At 67.2% G+C, this 19,096-nt stretch carries 16 protein-coding genes and 1 riboswitch; of the genes, 6 read left to right on the plus strand and 10 right to left on the minus strand.

Annotation, left to right across the window (positions count from 1 at the left end; translation table 11 throughout):
- Positions 1 to 10 precede the first annotated feature (10 nt).
- Positions 11 to 1,564: an alkaline phosphatase family protein gene (locus TSB10P1A_RS21065; protein WP_186389900.1), complete on the minus strand. Its 1,554-nt coding sequence runs from the start codon at positions 1,562 to 1,564 to the stop codon at positions 11 to 13.
- 274 nt (positions 1,565 to 1,838) lie between these two features.
- On the opposite strand from TSB10P1A_RS21065, the gene TSB10P1A_RS21070 reads away from it, so the two are divergent.
- Positions 1,839 to 2,765, plus strand: a complete 927-nt coding sequence (locus tag TSB10P1A_RS21070) for a pirin family protein (protein WP_186389901.1) — start codon at positions 1,839 to 1,841, stop codon at positions 2,763 to 2,765.
- Here TSB10P1A_RS21070 and TSB10P1A_RS21075 read toward each other — a convergent pair.
- Complete coding sequence (locus tag TSB10P1A_RS21075; RefSeq protein ID WP_186389902.1) at positions 2,743 to 3,705, minus strand: DUF6030 family protein; 963 nt, start codon at positions 3,703 to 3,705, stop codon at positions 2,743 to 2,745. The two genes, TSB10P1A_RS21070 and TSB10P1A_RS21075, sit on opposite strands and share 23 nt — an antisense overlap.
- 140 nt (positions 3,706 to 3,845) lie before the next feature.
- Here TSB10P1A_RS21075 and TSB10P1A_RS21080 point away from each other — a divergent pair, with 140 nt between their 5' ends.
- Entirely contained in the window at positions 3,846 to 5,117 is a 1,272-nt protein-coding gene (locus tag TSB10P1A_RS21080; RefSeq protein WP_186389903.1) for an acetylornithine deacetylase/succinyl-diaminopimelate desuccinylase family protein, read from the plus strand.
- Positions 5,118 to 5,142: 25 nt separating this feature from the next.
- Here TSB10P1A_RS21080 and TSB10P1A_RS21085 read toward each other — a convergent pair whose 3' ends face one another.
- The gene (locus TSB10P1A_RS21085; RefSeq protein WP_186389904.1) at positions 5,143 to 6,900 is read right to left on the minus strand and encodes a TRAP transporter fused permease subunit; all 1,758 of its coding nucleotides are present in this window, start codon (positions 6,898 to 6,900) and stop codon (positions 5,143 to 5,145) included.
- Between the two features lie 131 nt (positions 6,901 to 7,031).
- The gene (locus TSB10P1A_RS21090; protein ID WP_186389905.1) at positions 7,032 to 7,985 is read right to left on the minus strand and encodes a TAXI family TRAP transporter solute-binding subunit; all 954 of its coding nucleotides are present in this window, start codon (positions 7,983 to 7,985) and stop codon (positions 7,032 to 7,034) included.
- 411 nt (positions 7,986 to 8,396) lie between these two features.
- On the opposite strand from TSB10P1A_RS21090, the gene TSB10P1A_RS21095 reads away from it, so the two are divergent.
- The 4 genes from TSB10P1A_RS21095 (at position 8,397) to TSB10P1A_RS21110 (ending at position 12,853) form a co-directional block, all read left to right on the plus strand.
- The gene (locus TSB10P1A_RS21095; RefSeq protein WP_186389906.1) at positions 8,397 to 9,317 is read left to right on the plus strand and encodes an ROK family protein; all 921 of its coding nucleotides are present in this window, start codon (positions 8,397 to 8,399) and stop codon (positions 9,315 to 9,317) included.
- An 87-nt stretch (positions 9,318 to 9,404) separates the two neighbouring features.
- Positions 9,405 to 10,004, plus strand: coding sequence for a YceI family protein (locus TSB10P1A_RS21100; RefSeq protein ID WP_208985377.1), 600 nt, complete (start codon positions 9,405 to 9,407; stop codon positions 10,002 to 10,004).
- A 239-nt stretch (positions 10,005 to 10,243) separates the two neighbouring features.
- Positions 10,244 to 12,298: a methyl-accepting chemotaxis protein gene (locus TSB10P1A_RS21105; protein ID WP_208987166.1), complete on the plus strand. Its 2,055-nt coding sequence runs from the start codon at positions 10,244 to 10,246 to the stop codon at positions 12,296 to 12,298.
- A gap of 204 nt (positions 12,299 to 12,502) precedes the next feature.
- Positions 12,503 to 12,853, plus strand: a complete 351-nt coding sequence (locus tag TSB10P1A_RS21110) for an acyl-CoA thioesterase (RefSeq protein WP_186390102.1) — start codon at positions 12,503 to 12,505, stop codon at positions 12,851 to 12,853.
- On the opposite strand, the gene TSB10P1A_RS21115 is transcribed toward TSB10P1A_RS21110, so the two are convergent.
- From TSB10P1A_RS21115 to TSB10P1A_RS21140, 6 genes are all read right to left on the minus strand, one after another.
- Positions 12,811 to 13,263 carry a hypothetical protein gene (locus tag TSB10P1A_RS21115; RefSeq protein WP_186389907.1) on the minus strand — a complete coding sequence of 151 codons (453 nt, stop codon included), beginning with the start codon at positions 13,261 to 13,263 and terminating at the stop codon, positions 12,811 to 12,813. The two genes, TSB10P1A_RS21110 and TSB10P1A_RS21115, sit on opposite strands and share 43 nt — an antisense overlap.
- Positions 13,241 to 13,379, minus strand: a riboswitch (SAM-I-IV-variant riboswitch). Its footprint overlaps the gene before it by 23 nt.
- 52 nt (positions 13,380 to 13,431) lie before the next feature.
- A complete protein-coding gene (locus TSB10P1A_RS21120) occupies positions 13,432 to 14,694 on the minus strand; it encodes an MFS transporter (RefSeq protein WP_186389908.1) in 1,263 nt (420 codons plus the stop codon).
- Positions 14,695 to 14,905: 211 nt separating this feature from the next.
- Positions 14,906 to 16,150 carry a phosphoglycerate dehydrogenase gene (serA, locus tag TSB10P1A_RS21125; protein WP_186389909.1) on the minus strand — a complete coding sequence of 415 codons (1,245 nt, stop codon included), beginning with the start codon at positions 16,148 to 16,150 and terminating at the stop codon, positions 14,906 to 14,908.
- Between the two features lie 81 nt (positions 16,151 to 16,231).
- On the minus strand, positions 16,232 to 17,098 hold the full coding sequence (locus TSB10P1A_RS21130; protein ID WP_186389910.1) for an N-formylglutamate amidohydrolase: 867 nt from the start codon (positions 17,096 to 17,098) through the stop codon (positions 16,232 to 16,234).
- Between the two features lie 4 nt (positions 17,099 to 17,102).
- Positions 17,103 to 18,101, minus strand: a complete 999-nt coding sequence (locus tag TSB10P1A_RS21135) for an ABC transporter ATP-binding protein (RefSeq protein ID WP_186389911.1) — start codon at positions 18,099 to 18,101, stop codon at positions 17,103 to 17,105.
- Complete coding sequence (locus TSB10P1A_RS21140) at positions 18,098 to 19,096, minus strand: ABC transporter ATP-binding protein (RefSeq protein WP_186389912.1); 999 nt, start codon at positions 19,094 to 19,096, stop codon at positions 18,098 to 18,100. Before TSB10P1A_RS21140 ends, TSB10P1A_RS21135 begins: the two co-directional genes overlap by 4 nt.

A 19,096-nucleotide genomic window follows, 5' to 3' on the forward strand; every position in this document is an offset into this window, starting at 1 on the left:
TCCGCCCGCATCAGGGCTTGCGTGCGTCGACCGGTCCGTCCTCGGTCAGCTCGATACCGGTCAGCCGCCGGTCGAGATGGCGGGCGCGCCAGGACAGCATCTTCTCCGCATAGCGCAGTCGCAGCGAGGCGTAGGCCGGGTCCTCGGCGACATTGCGGGTCTCGTGCGGATCGGCGGCAAGGTCGAAGAGCAGCGGCGGCAGGCCGGCGAAGTGGACGTATTTCACATCCGCATCGCGAATGACGCTCATGGAGCAGGCATCGAGCGGCAGGCCGAGCGCGGCCTGCGCCTCGCCGGTCGCAACCTCGCGGAAATCATACTCCCAATGCGCCGCATCGCGCCATCCAGCCGGCGTACCGCCCTCCAGGAAGGCGGTCAGCGGCGCCCCGTCGAGCCAGGGCGGGCAATCCGCGCCGATCGCCTCCAGCACCGTCGGCATGATGTCGACGGACTCGGTGAAGGCCTCGACCCTGCGGCCATGGCCGGCGGTCTTGCGCGGATCGCGGACGATCAGCGGGATGTGATAGGCCTGATCGTAGAAGCCGAGCTTGGAGAAGAGCTGGTGGTCGCCCATCATCTCGCCATGGTCGGCAGTGAGCACGACCAGCGTGTTGTCCCACTCACCCCGCGCCTTCAGTTCGGCGACGAGGCGGCCGATCTGGGCATCGACCTCCGAGACCATGCCCCAATAGGTGGCGCGCAACTGACGGCGCACGGCTTCGTCCCAGTCGCGCACCTTGCCCCGCGCGCCCCAGACGAAATCCGACTTTTCCTGCTGGCCGATCGCGTAGGCGAGGAAGGGATGGAGGCGAGCGGCCTCGCCCGGCGTTGCGGCGCCGCGAAAGGCCGGTCCCTCGGCGGGATCGTACATGGAAGCATAGGGCTCCGGCACGATGAAGGGTGGATGCGGGCGGATGAAGCTGAGATGCGCGAACCAGGGCCGGCCGCCGGCCTTGGCGCGAGCCGGCGGCGCGCTCTCCACCTCGCCGAGCCAGCGCAGGAACTCCTCGACCAGGAACGCGGTCTCGGTCTCCTCGGCCGAATAGCGCGCCGGGCGGCCGGTGGGCGGATCAGCCGGACCATCCGCCGGCAGCCACATGTCCTGCCGCGGATCGGGCAGCTCGTGCCCGCGAGACGCCAGCCAGGACAGCCAGGGGCCGTGATCCTCCGGCACGCGCACCCGCACGCTCATGCCCGGCAGGATGCCCTCATAGGTGCGCAGCCAGGGATCGTCGCCGGTGACCGTGCGCGGATCGACGGACTGGTCGGTATAGCCGAACAGGGTCGGATCGTAGCCGGCGCGGCGGGCGGCAAGCGCGATGGTGTCATGCCGTGCGTCGAGCGGCGTGCCGTTGCGCACCACCCGGTTGGTCATCTGGTAGAGGCCGGTGTAGAGGCTGGCGCGGGCCGGCGCGCAGGGCGCCGCCTGGCAATAGTGGCGGGAGAAATACACTGCCTCCCGCGCCAGGGCGTCGATATTGGGCGTGCGCACGACGGGATGCCCGGCGAGGCCGAGGCAATCGCCGCGCCACTGGTCGGCGGTGATGAGGAGAACGTTGAGCATGGCGGCGGGAACCTGAAAGGCGGCAGCGGTCTGACGACCTGATGGGAGAGGTTTTAAGCGAGACGATCCCCCGCAAAGACCGGAAACCGGTCTGGCAAGGGAACCCAAGCAGGGGAAACGGCGCGTCGCCCGGCATTTGCCCCAACGCCGGCGACGGCGCATTATGTTGGTAGCGGATGACAGAGGAACGACGCAAGCCCGATGCAGCGCGCCGCCTGTCCGTGACCAGCCGCTTGTCCTGCAACGGGCAAGTCCGCCAGAGGGAGACCCGCCAATGACCTGGATGCCCGATCTTGACCCCGCACCCGGCGATGCCGGGGCATGCGACCTCATCGACACCGTGATCGTCCCGCGTGCCCGCGACATTGGCGGCTTCGAGGTGCGGCGCGCCCTGCCCTCGCCGAAGCGGCAGATGGTCGGCCCCTTCATCTTCTTCGATCAGATGGGGCCGGCGGAGTTCCTCGAGACCGGCGGGATCGATGTGCGGCCGCATCCGCATATCGGCCTCGCCACGGTGACCTATCTGTTCGAGGGCGAGATCCACCATCGCGACAGTCTGGGCTCGGACCTTGCCATCCGTCCGGGCGAACTCAACTGGATGACCGCCGGGCGCGGCATCGTCCATTCCGAGCGCGAGGACCCACAGATGAAGGGCCACAAGCGCACGCTGTTCGGCATCCAGAGCTGGGTGGCACTGCCGAAACACGCCGAGGAGGCCGACCCGGCCTTCGAGCATGTCGGCCGCGAGGCGCTGCCCTTCCTGGAGGACCACGGCATCAACGTGCGGGTAATCGCCGGCGAGATGTTCGGCGCCCGCTCGCCGGTGAAGACGGCCTCCGAAACGATCTATGCCGACGTGACGCTGGAGCCGGGGAATTCGATGCCGATCGATGCCGGCCACGAGGAGCGGGCGCTCTACACGGTCGGCGGCACCATCGAGATCGCCGGCGAGAGCTTCGAGGACGGCCAGTTGCTGGTCTTCAGGCCCGGAGACGCCATCACCGTGCGGGCGACGGGGGGCGTGCCGGCGCGCTTCCTGGTGCTGGGCGGCGAGCCGATGGACGGGCCGCGCCACATCTGGTGGAACTTCGTCTCCTCCTCGAAGGAGCGCATCGACCAGGCCAAGGAAGACTGGAGGCAGATGCGCTTCGACACGGTGCCGGGCGACGCGGAGGAGTTCATTCCCCTTCCCGGCCGCTGACCTCATCGTCATCATCCGGGCTGCTGAAGATGATGTCGCCCGATGGCGGGGCGCGCAGGGTTGCCCCGCCGACCGGCCGGTTGCGGCGACGCGCCGGCGCAGCCTCCCAGGAGAAAGGCGCAAACAGCTCCGCCGGGGCGACAAGATCGACGACCGGAAAGTCGAGAATGACGTTGAAGCGAATGACCGCGGCATCGTCGTCGGTCAGTCCGGGGTCCTCCGGCAACACCCTGAGCCGCATGCCGAACTGCTCCAGATCCACCGGCTGCCCCCGGTCTATGGCGGCCCGGAAAGCCGGCGGCCAGGGCCAGCCGTAGCGCGCGCCCACCGCCTCCAGCACCCGCAGCAGGGCGGCACGGGCGGCCGGAGCGGTCTGCGGGTTGTCGCCGTTGAGCTTGATCCGCACGGTATTGAGCGTGCCTTCCGACTGGCCGCGCAGATTGACGAAGAGCGAGGAGCGGGCGCCGTCCGGCCCCGCGCGCCCGATGATCGCCAGATCGCTGACGCAATACCAGAAGCCGGCCACGAAGGGGTCGAGCCGCCACTCCGACATCGGCACGCCGAGGGCGGAGATCGCCTCGCACAGGTCGGCCGGATCGCCGCCGAAGACCCGCTTGAACGCGGCGGCGCGCTCCAGCCCTGCATCCGGCGCCTCATTGAGAAGGTGGGCGCGCGCCGTCGGGGCAAGGTTCGCGAAAGGGTCGGACAGGACGACCTCGGCCGGGGGCGATGCCTGCTCCACCGGCGGTCGCAGGAAGACCAGCGCCGAAGCCAGGATGCCGCTGGCGATTGCCAACAGAATCAGCACCCTGACGGTGAGCCGGCGACGGTTCATGGCGGCAAGCACGGGCGCGCCCGGCCCCTGTGCCTCGCGCACGAGCGCGGGCAGGATCGATTTTCCCGGCTGGGCCCCACCGCGTGACGCCGCGTCTTTCGCCATTGCCGCTCCCGCCGGGCAAACTGCCCGGAAAACCCGCAGGATATGCACTGCGGATGCGCTGGAAACCGGGTTCTGCCTGGGGCACCATGCCCGTCTGACGTCACCGGTCGCGCATTTCATGTCCTAACACGGGAGACCACATGCTGGAGGCGCTTTTTAGACGTGTCGAGGACAAGCGGGACGATGTCGTCGCACTGACCCGGGATCTCATCCGCATTCCGACGATCAACCCGCCGGGCGAGGCCTATACGCCCTGTGCCGAGTTGATCGGCAACCGGCTGGCGCGGCGCGGCTTCCAGGTGCGCTACATCCGGGGAGAGGACACGCTCGGCGACAGCGCCCGCTATCCGCGCACCAATGTGGTGGCCCGTATCGAGGGACGCCGGCCGGGTCCTTGCGTGCATTTCAACTCGCATATCGACGTGGTGGAGGCCGGCCACGGCTGGACCTTCGATCCCTTCGGCGGCGAGGTGAAGGACGGCAAGGTCTATGGACGGGGCGCCTGCGACATGAAGGGCGGGCTCGCCGCCTCGATCATCGCCGTGGAGGCCTTGCTGGAGGCGATGCCGGACTTTCCCGGCGCCATCGAGATTTCCGGCACGGTGGACGAGGAGTCCGGCGGCTTCGGCGGCGTTGCCTATCTCGCCCGGCTCGGCATGTTCTCCAAGCCGCGCGTCGACCACGTGATCATCCCCGAGCCATTGAACAAGGATCGCATCTGCCTCGGCCATCGCGGCGTGTGGTGGGCGGAGATCGAGACCAAGGGCTCCATCGCGCACGGGTCGATGCCGTTCCTGGGCGACTGCGCCGTGCGCCACATGGGGGCGGTGCTCGACCGGTTCGAGAGCGAGCTGTTTCCCAAGCTCGCGGCCAAGCACACGGACATGCCGGTGGTGCCGGAGGGCGCGCGCTCCTCGACGCTGAACATCAACTCCGTCCATGGCGGCCAGCCGGAAGGCTTCGATGGATTGCCTTCGCCTTGCGTGCCCGACAGTTGCCGCATGGTGATCGACCGGCGTTACCTGATCGAGGAGAGCCTCGACGAGGTGAAGGACGAGGTCATGTCGATCCTCGACGATCTCGCCCGCACCCGCCGGAACTTCGACTACCGCATCCGCGACCTGATGGAAGTGATCCCGACCATGACCGACCGCGACGCGCCGGTGGTGCGGGCGGTGGCCGATGGCATTCGCGAGGTGCTGGCGAAGAGCCCGGACTATGTCATCTCGCCCGGTTCCTACGACCAGAAGCACATCGCCCGCATCGGCCACCTGCACGACTGCATCGCCTATGGCCCCGGCATTCTCGACATGGCCCATCGGCCGGACGAGTTCGTCGGCATCGACGATATGGTCGACAGCGCCAAGGTGATGGCGCAGGCGACGATGGCGTTGCTGGGAATGGCGCGCTGAGGGCGATCCGCCCTGCCCTGCAGGGTCAGACGAAGAGCAGCACGCCGCCGCCGGCGACGAGACCGGCCCGCAACAGCGGATTGAGCGGGGCGATGACGCCGAAGGAGATGGCGGAGAGGGCCGCGCCGACCTTGAGCGCCGCAAGCAGCGCCATGGTCGGCTCCGCCGCCAGCGCGATCAGGTCCGGATTGGCGATCATGCCGAGCGGCACGAGATAGAGCCCGAGGCCGAGCGCCATCGCCGAGGCCGCGACCTTCAGCCAGTTCTCCCCGACCATGCCGGCGGCGATGAAGACCGCACCGCAGACCGGCGGCGTGATGGTCGACAGCAGCGCGTACCAGAACACGAAGAGATGCGCCTGCAGCACCGGCACGCCGAGCGCGGTGAGCGCGGGTCCGGCGACCGAGACGCAGATGACATAGGCCGCCGTGGTCGGCACCTCCATGCCGAGGATGAGGCAGGCAAGCGCGGTGAGCAGCAGCGCCGGCCACAACAAGCCGCCGGAGCCGGACAGGATCAGCGAGGTGATCTTGACCCCGAGGCCGGTGAGGCCGAGGACGCCGATGATGATCGAGGCGCACAGGATGATCGCCGCGATGGTGGCGATCTGCCGGCCGGAATTCACCGCCGCCTCTTCCAACCGCAGCAAGGTGCGGTGTGCGTCGAAGCTGAGGCGGGCATCAAACGCCAAGAGCAGCGCACCGGTGAGGATCGCCAGCGAGGCCGCATATTGCGGCGTCACCTTGAGGCCAAACATGCCCCACAGCAGGACCGAGAACGGCACGAGGAAGAAGGCCGAGGTAATGACGACCGCGCGCAGAGCCGGCCGGTCCTCCGGCGCGATCCCCTTCAGCACATGGCGGAAGGAGAAGGCGTCGATACCGACCCACACCGCGAGAAAATAAAGGCCGGCCGGCAACAGCGCGGCCATCATGATGTCCGAATAGAGCGTGCCGGTCAGTTCGACCATCACGAAGGCGCCCGCGCCCATCAAGGGCGGCATGATCTGGCCGCCGGAGGAGGCAACCGCCTCGACCGCGCCGGCGAGCGAACGCGGATAGCCGAGCCGGGTCATCGCCGGCAGGGTGATGGCGCCGGTGGAGGCGACGTTGGCCGAGGCCGAGCCCGAAATCGAGCCGAACAGCGCGGAGGAAATCACCGAGACCTTGGCCGCGCCGCCGCGCAGGCGGCCTGCAGCGGCGGCCGCGACATTCATGAAGCCCTGCCCCGCCTCGCCGGCATTCAGCACCGCTCCGAAGATGACGAAGATGGCGACGACCGAGACGGAGACCCCTGTGAGCTTGCCCCACAGGGCGCCTTCCGCGATCGTCAGCGTGCCGAACAGGCTCGCCAGCGGCAGGCCCGGATGGCCGAACTCGCCGGGGATGGCCTCGCCCCAGACCGCATAGGCGAGCGCGAGGGCCGCCACCAGCGGCAGCGGCCAGCCGATGGCCCGGCGGGCCATCTCCAGCGTGACGCCAAGCAGGACCAGGGCAATCGCGAACTGGCCGTTGTCGACGAGGAAGCCGTACTGATCGCCAAGCGCGCGATGGTTCCACGCAACCCACAGGCAGGCGGCAACGCCGATGACCGCCAGCGGCAGGCCTGTCCAGCGCTGGAACGGGGTGCGCGCCATCAGCACGAAGACGAAGGGGACGGCAAGCGCCATGTGCAGCGGCCGGCTGACGAGATTGGGCACCAGGCCGGTGAAGACCAGCCACAGGTGAAAGCCGATGGACAGCGCACCGAGCGCTGCCCAGAACAGCCGGGCCGAAAGAGACATGAACGCCGTCCTGGTGAACTGCCCGACCGCGCCGAAAACGGTGCGGCAGGATCAAAAACCATCGGCCCGGACGGGTGTCCGGGCCGCAACCGTGCCAAAGGCCAGCCGAGCGTATGGCGGCCGCCTGCGCCTTATTTCTGCGCGTCGGTCAGGGCCACGCCCTGTTCTGCGTAATAGCGCTGCGCGCCCGGATGGATCTTGCCGGAAATGCTGGCCAGCATATCCGTCGTCACACCCGCCCACCACGGCGCGTCGGCGCTCATCTTCTCCTTCTGCTCCCAGAAGGTCTTGGTCAACTGATAGGCGGTGTCGTCGTCCATCGCGGTGGTCGTGTAGGCGACTACGTCCAGCGAGGTGGTGACGACGTCCTGGTCCTGGCCCGCATAGGTGCGGGCCGGGATCACCGTTTTCGTCCGCTTGGTCTCGGCGACCTGCTCGTCGGACAGGGACAGCAGCGTGACGCCGGTGCCGGCCGCCGCCTCGATGACATTCGGCGCCGGCCAGGAACTGGCCGTGACGAAGCCGTCGATCTGGCCGTTCTTGAGCGCAGCACCAGCGTTGGACAGTTCCACGTCGGCCAGTTTGACCTTGTCCTTGAGGCCGAAGAGTTCGAGATACTTGGCGCCCTCGGTGGCGCCGAACGTACCCTTGCCGATCAGGATGCTCTTGCCTTTCATGCCGGCGAAGTCGGTGACGCCGCTGTCCGCCGACATGACGAAATGCATGGTCAGCGAGGGGATCGGAAAGAGCGCGCGGATCTCGTCGAACTTCGGGTTGCCCTTGCCGTCGAACGGTCCCTTGGCGCCCTGCGCCTGGCCGACGAGGCCCGGAGGCGTGGTGAAGACGTAGTTGCCGGGGCGCACCGCCGCTTCCATCACGTTCTGCACCGAACCCTGGCTCTCCTCCAGCGTGACGATGATGCCGCCATCGGTACCGGCCTTGATCGCCTCGGCGATCTGCACGCCCATCTGGTAGTAGGACGTGCCGGCGGAGGCCGACTTGTAGGTCACCCGCGTCTCGGCGGACGCGGACAGCGGCACGAGCGCGGCAAGGCCGGCAATGGCGAGTTTGCTCCAGATCGTCATATGTCCTCCCAGGGGAACGTCGTTGAAATATTGTGATGCGGGCCCGCGCAAGATCGAGCGCGGACGGGCCGAAGCGGATCGGGAGGCAGAGATTAGTCCGCCCGCGCGCGCCATGCATCCCTGAAATCGCGGAAAATGACAGGAGTTGGCGAGCCGTGGTCGCTGATGTCAGGCTCCTGCCAATGCTCTTAACGACAGAGAGGAGCAAGGCTGGCCGCGCCGCCAAATGCTCTACCGGACTTACCGGAACGCTGATCGCTATGACCTCGGTTATTTTCCTGAGGTTGAGGGCGGCGCCACCGCCAAACGCCCACCTTGGGCGCACGGCTCCCGCCTTGCTATGATCGCGGCGCGACTCGGGCGGGGCGAAAGTCCCGCCGTGACCCACACACCCGCGACCGGACAGCCTTCATGACAGATCCGCACACCGCGCCACTTCGCCTCGGCATCGACTGGGGCGGGACCAAGATGGAGATCATCGCGCTGGAGGCGGACGGCTCGGAGCGTTTTCGCCTGCGCGTGCCGACGCCGCGCGAGGACTATGACGGCTGCATCCGTGCCGTCGTCGGGCTGGTCGGAGCCGCCGAGGCGGCAACGAGCCGGAGCGGCACCATCGGGCTCGGCATTCCCGGTTCGCTGTCGCCGGCGACCGGCCTCGTCAAGAACGCCAATTCCACCTGGATGAACGGCATGCCGCTCGACCGCGACCTGGAAGCGGCGCTGGCACGGCCCGTTCGCATCGAGAACGACGCCAACTGCCTGGCAGTCTCGGAGGCCACCGACGGCGCCGGCAAGGGCGCGCATGTGGTGCATGCGATCATCATCGGCACCGGCTGCGGCTCAGGGATCGCCATCGACGGACGGGCGCATCGCGGCCGCAACGGCATCGGCGGCGAATGGGGCAACATCCCGGTGCCCTGGATGACCGACGAGGAGTTTCCCGGTCCCGACTGCTGGACCGGCAAGCGCGGCACCATCGACCGGTGGTGCTCAGGCACGGGCTTCCAGTGGGACTATCAGCAGGTAAGCGGAGTGAAGCTGACGGGTCACGAGATCATCGAACGGGCACGCGCCGGCGAGGCCGCCGCGGCCGCCACTCTCGACCGCTACGCGTCGCGACTGGCGCGTGCGATGGCGATGGTCGCCAATATCCTTGACCCGGATGTCTTCGTGCTCGGTGGCGGCATGTCGAATATCGAGGAACTTTACGACCTGCTGCCGCGGGAAATCGGCCGGCACGTCTTCTCCGACCAGTATGACGTACCGATCCGCAAGGCGGTGCATGGCGACAGTTCCGGCGTTCGCGGTGCCGCCTGGCTGTGGAACGCCTGAGCCGGCAAGATCCGTTCGCCCTTGCCCTCGCTGTTGTCGGCCGCGCGCCTATATGATCCGGCAGGACCACAAGGGAGGAGGCCGCACGTGTCCCTGTTCAAGCCTGCCCGCATCGCCGCTTGCGCTGTCGCATTTGCAGCCCTGACCGCAGCCCTGCCCGCCCGGGCCGAACCGCGAACCTATGTCATCGATCCGAGCCACTTCTCCATCGTCTTTAACGCCATGCATATCGGTTACGCGCCGACCTGGGGCCTGTTCCTCAAGGGCGAGGGCAGCTTCACCTATGACGAGAACACGCGGGAACTCTCCGACCTGTCGGTCGCCATCGAGACGGCAAGCGTCTTTTCCAACGACGAGCGGCGCGACGGACACCTGCGCTCCGACGACTTCCTGAGCGCGGACGCGCATCCGCGCATCACCTTCCGGATGACGGACGCGCGCGCCGAGACCGAGGCGACCGGGACCGTCATCGGCGACCTCACCCTGCGGGGCGTGACCCGGCCGGTGACGCTCAATGTCACGCTCAACAAGATCGGCCCCTACCCGTTCGGCGACACCCATGTTGTCGGCATCAGCGCCAGAACGGTTTTGCGCCGCTCCGACTTCGGCATGATTTATGCGGTCGAGAACGGCCTCGTCGGCGACGAGGTAGACATCCGCATCGACCTTGAAGCTGTCCGGCAATAGAGCCGCGGCCGGCCAGGTGTGCCGTGGAATTCTCCACTTGTCCCAACGACTTTGATGTGAGCCGGCGCTCTGAATGGATAGCGAAGACCTGCTTCGCGCACTTAGGGTCAGCACCGCATCAACTTGACCGCAATTGTCACATTAATCGATCACTACTCAGGAATTAAGCCGATAGTAACGCAGCCTCAGCTAGGCATAAGGCCAGAACTATTCCCGAGGGGCCTGCTGGGGGTTTCGTAATGCGCTTTTCCGACCTGTCGATCCGCAACAAGCTGCTGGTGAGCGCCGGTATTCTGTTTTCCGTCTCGATCATCGGCGTCAGCCTTGCCGGCTCCATGGTGATGTCGTCAACGGCCGAGGGAGATGCGAGACGGGAAGCCCAGGCGCTGCTGTCGGGCTATGCGGCAGATGTGTCAGGCGATGTGTCGCGCTCGCTGACCGTCGCCAAGACCGCCGCCGCCGCGGTCGAGGGACTCATCGCCAATGGCATGACCGACCGGGACCGGCTCGGCGATCTGATGATCCGCACGGTCGAGAGCAATCCCAACCTGGTGGGCATGACGCTCGCCTTCGAGCCGAACGGCCTCGACGGCCGTGATGCCGAGTTCAAGGACCACAAGTATTCCGACGCCAACGGGCGGTTCGTTCCGTATTTCTACTTCGGCGCGGACAAGAAGGTGGCGGTCGAGCAGTTGATCATGACCAAGGAGGCCGGAACCGAAGGCTGGTACGACATGCCGGTCCGCGAGAACCGCTCCCTGATCACCCCGCCCTATACCTATCCGATCGACGGCAAGGACGTGCTGATGACCACCATCAGTTGGGTGGTGCGCAAGGGCGACAAGGCCGTCGGCATCGCCACCTCCGATCTGTCGCTGGCCGACATCGTGGAAAAGATGTCCGCCAACCGGCCTTTCGGCCAGGGTGAAGTCAAGCTCATCGGCGGTGACGATCTCTGGGTCTCGACGTCGGATGCAAACCTGCTCGGCAAGAAGGTCGAGGATGGCGAGGTACTGAAGCTGCTGCGCGCCGCGGATGCCGGCCAGTCGGAGAGCCTTGTCGGAGACCGCTTCCTCACTGCCGTGCCGGTGACGTTCCCCGGCGTCGCGGAACGCTGGTACGTCACCCTCGACGTGCCCTATTCGGCAATGATTGCCGGCGCCGTGGCGGCACGCAACACTATGCTGGCCATCGGCTTCGGCCTGTTGCTGGCGGTGCTGGCGGTGGTCTGGCTCGGCGCCGGAGCTCTCGCCCGTCCAGTGGCCCGCCTGACCGACGTCATGGCCCGTCTTGCCGCCGGCGACACCTCGGTCGATGCCGGCATGGACGAGCGGCGCGATGAGATCGGCGACATGGCGCGTGCCGTCGAGACCTTCCGCGACAACGCCATCGAACGCCAGCGGCTGGAAGGTGCGCAATCGGAGGAGGCACAGGCCCGCGCCGCCCGCCAGGCCCGCACGGAAGCCCTGATCGCGGATTTCCGGGACAAGGTGCAGGCGCTGATCGGGACGGTGAGCGCGACGGCGAACGGGCTGGACGAGACCGCGCGGGCGCTCTCCTCCTCGGCCCAGGAAAGCGCCGAGCGCGCCAGCGAGACCACCCAGGCAAGCTCGATCGCCACCGACAGCGTCCAGACCGTCGCCAGCGCCGCTGAGGAACTCTCCGCCTCCATCGCCGAGATCTCCCGGCAGGTCGGCCAGACCACCCAGGTCGTCGATCAGGCCACCCAGGGCACCCGCCAGACCAACGAGAAGGTCGCCGGCCTTGCCGCCGCCGCCAACAAGATCGGCGAGGTCGTCTCCTTGATCCAGGCGATCGCCGAACAGACCAACCTTCTCGCCCTCAATGCCACCATCGAGGCGGCGCGGGCGGGCGAGGCCGGCAAGGGCTTCGCCGTCGTCGCCGCCGAGGTCAAGGAGCTCGCCACCCAGACCTCCAAGGCGACCGAGGAGATCGGCGCCCAGATCGCCGCCATCCAGGGCTCGACCGGCGAGGCCGTCGCCGCCATCGGCGAGATCGCCCAGATCATGCAGGACGTCAACGGCTACACCGCATCGATCGCCTCCGCCGTCGAGCAGCAGGGCGCCGCCACCAGCGACATCTCCCGCTCGGTCCAGCAGGCGGCCGAGGGCACCGGCGCCGTCACCCGCAACATGGAACTGCTCGCGAGCACCGTCGACAGCACCTCCTCAGCCGCCGATAACGTCCTCGACGCCTCAGGCGCCATGAGCCGCAACACCGACGCCCTCAGGCATGAAATCGACAGGTTCCTGCATGAGGTCGCAGCCGCCTGAGACGGAACCGCCACCGCCCCTGCCAGACAGCGTCCCAGCCCCCGGCCCGCCTCGCGGACCGGGGGCTTTTTCTTTCGCAAGCAGGCAAAGCAGCGATAGGCTGTCGAGGGTCCATCCCGCGATTCCGCGACCAGACAGGAGATCTCGCCCGTGAACGACCAGGAGACCATCGAAACCCCGACAGGCGAGTTGACGCTGCGGACGATGGCCATGCCCGCCGACACCAACGCGGCCGGCGACATTTTCGGCGGCTGGGTGCTGTCGCAGATGGACCTTGCCGGCGGCATCGCCGCCGGACAGCGGGCGCGCCGGCGCGTGGTGACAATCTCCGTCGAGCGGATGACCTTCATCCGACCGGTGCATGTCGGCGACGTCCTCTGCGTCTATTGCCGGGTGACCGGCGTCGGCCGCACCTCGATGAAGATCGGCATCGAGGCATGGGCGCTGCGCCATCGCCACGGACGACGCGAGAAGGTGACGGATGCGACCTTCACCTTCGTCGCCGTGGACGATCAGGGACGTCCGATCCCGGTGCCGGCGGAAGACGAGGACTGACGGCGGCGCAGCCGCGCCCGTAGCGCCATGGCGAGATCCGGATGGCGGGCGGCGATGTCGCGGAACAGCACTTCGTCGACCGCCTTGCGGCATCCGCCCGCCCACAAGCGTTCGAGATCCGCGAGCCGGCGAGCCCGCTCCGCATCATCAAGGCCGGGCTGTCTGCAATCCCGGTCGAGCCCCAGGCACGTGGCGCGCATCTTCAATCCGGCCGCCAGAACGCGGATCTCCGCCAGTTTCAGGGTTGCCGCGAACGGGGCGTGCCGCTTGGCGGCACGGCACGAGGCAGCCGGATCGGCGGGCGGGCGCCCAATCAGCGAGGCACCGGACGTTGCTCTGGACATAAAAAATCCTCCATCGGTTTCCCGAGGAGGACTGGCGCGGATCAAACGACCGTTTGGTTGCCGCATGATGCGGCCACATCCCCAAAACGCGGACCGGTTGACCCGGTCTTCAGTGTCAGGGAGACCACCTTGCCCGGTCGGGCAGGTTGGCGAGGGCGCCAGCCCTTCTCTTGATGACGGGCGTTCTATGCCACGCGGCGGGCTCTCGCGCAAGAGGCAAGCATCCTCGCGACCTTAAGCGGCGTCGCGGGAGGTGCCCTCGTCGTCCTCGGCGCGGGGATCGAGAGCCAGCGTCTCGGGGGTGGAGAAGCGCACGCCCGACGCCATGGCGACGAACTCCTCCTTCTCCTCCGGCGCCAGCGGCGCGCGCTGGGTCATGCGCCAGATCGAAAAGCCGATGATCAGCGCATGGGCCGCGGAGGTGACGGCAAACAGGCCCTGCGGCCGCGTCATGGTCATCATCACCGACGCCAGCAGCGGGCCGACGATCGAACCGACGCCGAACAGGAGCAGCAGGCCGCCGCTGGTCTTGAGGAACTCCCCCGGCGGCGAGTGGTCGTTGGCATGAGCGACGATGACCGGGTACATCGAATAGATCATGCCGCCGAACGCCGCGACGAGGGAAATGATGGCGAGAGGCGACAGCGCCTCGCCGAATGTCAGCGCCATGCCCACGAGAAACCCGGCAATGGCGATGCCGATCAGCACGATGCGCCGGTCGATACGGTCGGACAGCATGCCGACGGGGACCTGAATGAGCGCACCGGCGAGCAGCGCCACCGACATCATGGTGGCGATCGAGGACACGGACAATTCGACCTGACGACCATAGACGGCGCCGAGCGTCCCGAACGCGCTGTTGGAGATGCCGACGAGAAAGACGCCGATCACCGCCACCGGCGAGTTGCGCCACAGCGAACGGATGTCGAGGCGGACCTGGGAGAGCGGCTGCGGGGCAGCGGCGGTCGACAGCGCGGTCGGCAGCAGCGCGCAGGAATAGACCATGGCTCCGATCACGAAGAACAGGTAGCCGGCCGGATCGCCCAGGGTCAGCAGCATCTGGCCGGCGGTGGTCGCGCCCAGATTGATCATCGTGTAGATGCCGAAGATGCGGCCGCGCGTGGCCGGGTTGGCCCGCTCGTTCAGCCAGCTTTCCACCACCATCGCGGCGCCAGCGAAACAAAAGCCGGAGAGCGCCCTGAGCGGGATCCAGGCCCAGGGTGTCATGAAGACGAGATTCAGCAGCACGACGATGGAGGCGAGCGAGCAGAACACGCCAAACGCCCGGATGTGGCCGACCCGGCTGACGATGATCGGGGTCAGCAGGCACCCGGCAATATAGCCCACCGCCCAGCCGGTGCCGAGCAGACCGAGCGAATTGTCGGAAAAGCCCTCGAAGGAGCCACGCAGAGGCAGAAGCAGCCCCTGAAGGCCGCCCGCAAGCAGCAGAAGCGCAGAACCGACGAGCAACGCAGCGATGGGAAGAATGTGGGTCATGCGGGTCGGCTGGCTGGCGGAACGGGAGTGCCTGCAGTCACAGGGGGCGGGAACGAGCCCAACTCCCAACCTATCCTGCGGGCCTGCGTCGGAATTGAGGCAGGCGGCGGCGAAAGGCCGGCAGCGCGAAGCCGCCGCCCTGTTGTCGCAAGCCTAGCAATTTTTCATTGAAGAACAACAGCGGCCGGTCGGTTCCGGCCGCCTTGCGCGTTCACACCCGGTTCAGCAGCCGTGCGCGGATGGTGCCGGACAGGCGGCGGATCTCTTCGAGGATCTCCACGGCGTTTTCCACCGGCCCATCGGCGTCGAGCACCACATAACCGATCTCGCCGTCGGTCTGATAATGCTGGGCCGCGATGTTGATCTCGTAGCGGGCGAAGAGGTCATTGAGCTTGCCGAGTTCGCCCGGAAGATTGCGCTGCACCTGAATGAAACGGGTGTTGCGGGTGCCCTTCGGCAATTGCACCTGCGGAAAGTTCACCGCACCGATCGTCGAGCCGACGTCCGAATATTCGATGAGACGACGGGCGACCTCCTCGCCGATGCGTTCCTGCGCCTCCTCCGTCGAGCCGCCGACATGCGGCGTCAGGATGACGTTGTCGAGCCCGCGCAAGGGAGACACGAACTCCTCGTCGTTCGACTTGGGCTCGCTCGGGAACACGTCGACGGCGGCGCCGGCCAGATGACCGGAGCGCAGGGCCTGCGCCAGCGCGTCGATGTCCAGCACCGTGCCACGGGCGTTGTTGATGAGATAGGCGCCCTTCTTCATCGCGGCGATCTCGGCTGCGCCGATCATGCCACGGGTCTCGGGTGTCTGCGGCAGGTGCAGGGACACGACATCGGCGACGGCGAGCAGTTCCCCGAGCGAGGCGGTCGGCTCGACATTGCCGTGGCGCAGCTTGTCGGCGTGATCGTAATAGACGACGCGCATCCCCATCGCCTCGGCGAGCACCGCCAGTTGCGAGCCGATATTGCCGTATCCGACGATACCGAGGGTCTTGCCGCGCACTTCGTTGCTGCCAGCGGCCGTCTTCAGCCACCGCCCGTTATGCGCGGCCATCGACTTGGCGAAGGCGCCGCGCATCAGCATGACGATCTCGGCGATGGTCAGTTCGGCCACGCTGCGGGTGTTGGAAAACGGCGCGTTGAAGACCGGGATGCCGCGACGGTTGCTGCCGACGAGATCGACCTGGTTGGTTCCCACGGAGAAACAACCGACCGCGACCAGCGTGCCGGCTTCCTTGAGAATCGCTTCGTCGATCTGGGTCCGCGAGCGGATGCCGACGATATGAACGCCCTGCAGCGCCTCGATCAACGCCTCGCGATCGAGCGCCGTCTTGAGCTGGGTGACATTGGTGTAGCCGGCCTGATCGAGCAGGGCGGGGGCGGTCGGGCTGATGCCTTCCAGCAGGAGCCAGCGAATTTGATGCTTCGGGCGCGACAGGCCGGTCTTCATGAAACGGCGTTCCGTGTGCGGGACGTGAGGGAGTGCGGCGGAGCCACCGCTGCGCTCTGGTGCCCTGTCTGCCGGAAAAATTCAACCGCTGCTTTTTGCAGCCCAGTCCCGCAAGGAAGTGAGAAAGGCCGAAAGCCGTTGCCTCGTGTCGTCGAACCGCGCGGTTTTGCCGTAGTGCTCAACGTTCATGTAGAGCGCGCGGTTGATCTCGATCTGCAGCGAATGCACGCCGCGCGCCGGGTCGCCATGACGGCGCAGGATCTCCGCGCCCTTGAAGGGATCGTTGACCTGCACGGAAAAGCCGAGGCCGAGCAGCAGGTCGCGGGCCATCTCCAGATAACCGGCGGCGGCGCTGGTTCCCTCCAGGTCCGACAGCACGATATCGGGACGCAGCGAGCCGGTCGCATCTTCGTGCATGGCATTGGCGACAGGTTGCATCGAATGGAGATCGAGGTGGAAGACCCGGCCATGCGCTGCGCGGATCTCGCCGAGCAGCTCTGCCAGCGTCGCATGATAGGGGTGCCAGCACCGCTCCAGCCGCGCCAGGTAGCCGGTTCGAAGCAAGGGACCGGCCAGAAGCGGCGCGCCATCGGGCGGGGTCGCGGTCCAGACGACCCCCTTGCCCAGCCGCGCCTTGCCGGAGGGAGCAAGATCCAGCCCCTGCGCGTCATCGAGAACGGCCGGATCGAGATCGTCGAAGGCGCGGTTCACATCGCAATAGATGCGACCGAAGAGTGCCTTCAGCAGCGGCAGGCCGAGGGCGGGCGCGGCGGAAAAAAGCTCGTCGACATACATATCCTCCGCCCGGCGATAGCGCTCCGGAGGCTGGGCAGGGGCAAAGTCCGACGGATAGATCGTTCCGGAATGCGGGCTGTCGAGGACGAGCGGCGCGGCAAGCCGGTCCGGCCGCAACACCTCGAAAAGGGTCGCCTCCCCTGCCCCCGGCATGGCCTCAGCCATCGTTCAAGTGACAGGCCGACATGCGGCCCGGCGCGATCTCGCGAAGGGCAGGCGCCTGCTCGCGACAACGGGGCTTCGCATGCGGGCAGCGTGGGTGAAAATGACAGCCGGACGGTGGGGCGAGCGGCGACGGGATCTCGCCCTTCACCGGCTGGAACACCCGCTTGCGCGTGTCGATGCGCGGCACCTCGGCCAGGAGCGCGCGCGCGTAGGGGTGGTTCGGATCGGCGAAAAGCTCGACCGCCGGCGCGCTTTCCACGACCCGGCCGAGATACATGATCACCACCCGGTCGGCGAGATGCTCGACAACGCCGAGATCGTGGGAGATGAACAGATAGGTGAGGCCGAGATCCTCGCGCAGATCCATGAAGAGATTGAGGACCTGCGCCTGGATCGACACGTCGAGAGCGGCGATGCTCTCGTCGCAGACCAGGAAATCCGGCTGTACGGCAAGGGCCCGGGCAATGCCGATCCGCTGGCGCTGGCCGCCGGAAAACTGGTGCGGATAGCGGCTCTTGTAGCTGGGATCGAGGCCGACGCGCAGCAGCATCCGGTCGACATAGTCGGCGATCTCGTCGCCCGAGACGAGCCCGTGAACGCGCGGCGCCTCGCCGACGATATCGCGCACCCGCATACGCGGGTTGAGCGAGGACATGGGGTCCTGGAAGATCATCTGGATCTTCAGCGTCGCCTCGCGCCGCTCGGCGCCCGACAGGCTCTCCACATCGCGCCCACGCCACAGCACCCGCCCCTCGCTCGGCGCATGGACGCCGGCGACGACACGCCCGAGGGTCGACTTGCCGCAACCGGATTCCCCGACAAGGCCGACCACCTCGCCTTCCGCGATCTGCAAGGACACGCTGTCGACTGCGTGGACGACCTCCTCACGGCGTTTGCCGCCGAAGAGATTGACGATCTTCTCGGCCGCATCGAGACGACGCACGAAGCGCTTGGAGACGGCGTCGAGGGCAAGCAGCGGTGCGGCGCTCATGCGTCCTCTCCAACAGTGGTTTCGACGAGCCCGTGCGGATGATGGCAGCGCGCGGTGCGGCCCGCCGAGAGTTCCAACAGATCGGGCAAGACCTTGCAGGCTGCGTCGGCGCGCGGGCAGCGGGCGGCGAAGCTGCACCCTTCCGGCAGGGCCAGCAGCGACGGCGCCATGCCGGGGATCTGGGTGAGGCGCGTACCGCGGCGGTTCTGGCTCGGTACCGAGCCGATGAGGCCGTGGGTATAGGGATGATAGGGCGCATCGAGAACGGCATCGACCGGTCCCTGCTCGACGATGCGGCCGGCATACATCACCGCCACGCGGTCGGCGAGCCCGCCGACGACGGCAAGGTCATGGGTGATCCAGATCATCGCAAGGCCCGTTTCGGCGCATAGTTTCTGCACCTCGTAGAGAATCTGCGCCTGGATAGTGACATCGAGCGCGGTGGTCGGCTCGTCGGCGACGATCACGTCCGGCTCGTTGAGCAAGGCTATCGCGATCGCCACCCTCTGACGCATACCGCCGGAGAACTGATGAGGATAGGCGGAGAGCCGTTCGTCCGGCGAGGGAATGCCGACACGGGCAAGCGCCTCGCGCGCCCGCTCCCGCGCTGCCGAGCGGGAAATGTCGACATGGGCACGGATCGCCTCGATCATCTGCGTGTCGATGCGCAGGACCGGATTGAGCGTCATCATCGGGTCCTGGAAGATCATGGCAATGCGCCGGCCGCGCAACCGGCGCCAGCCCTCCTCCAACAGTCCGGCGAGTTCCTCGTTGCCGAGACGGATCGAGCCGGAAACGAGGCGGCCGGGCGGGTCGACCAGCCCCATCAGCGAGAAGCCGGTGACGGTCTTGCCCGATCCGCTCTCGCCGACGAGGCCGAGAACCTCGCCGCGCGCGAGCGAGAAGGAAACGCCGTCGACAGCGCGCGCAACGCCGGCCTTGGTGAAGAAATGGGTCCGCAGGTCCCGGACCTCGAGAATGGTTTCGCGGCTCAT

It is taken from the genome of Stappia sp. TSB10P1A, from assembly GCF_900185725.1.
Lineage (GTDB): Bacteria > Pseudomonadota > Alphaproteobacteria > Rhizobiales > Stappiaceae > Stappia.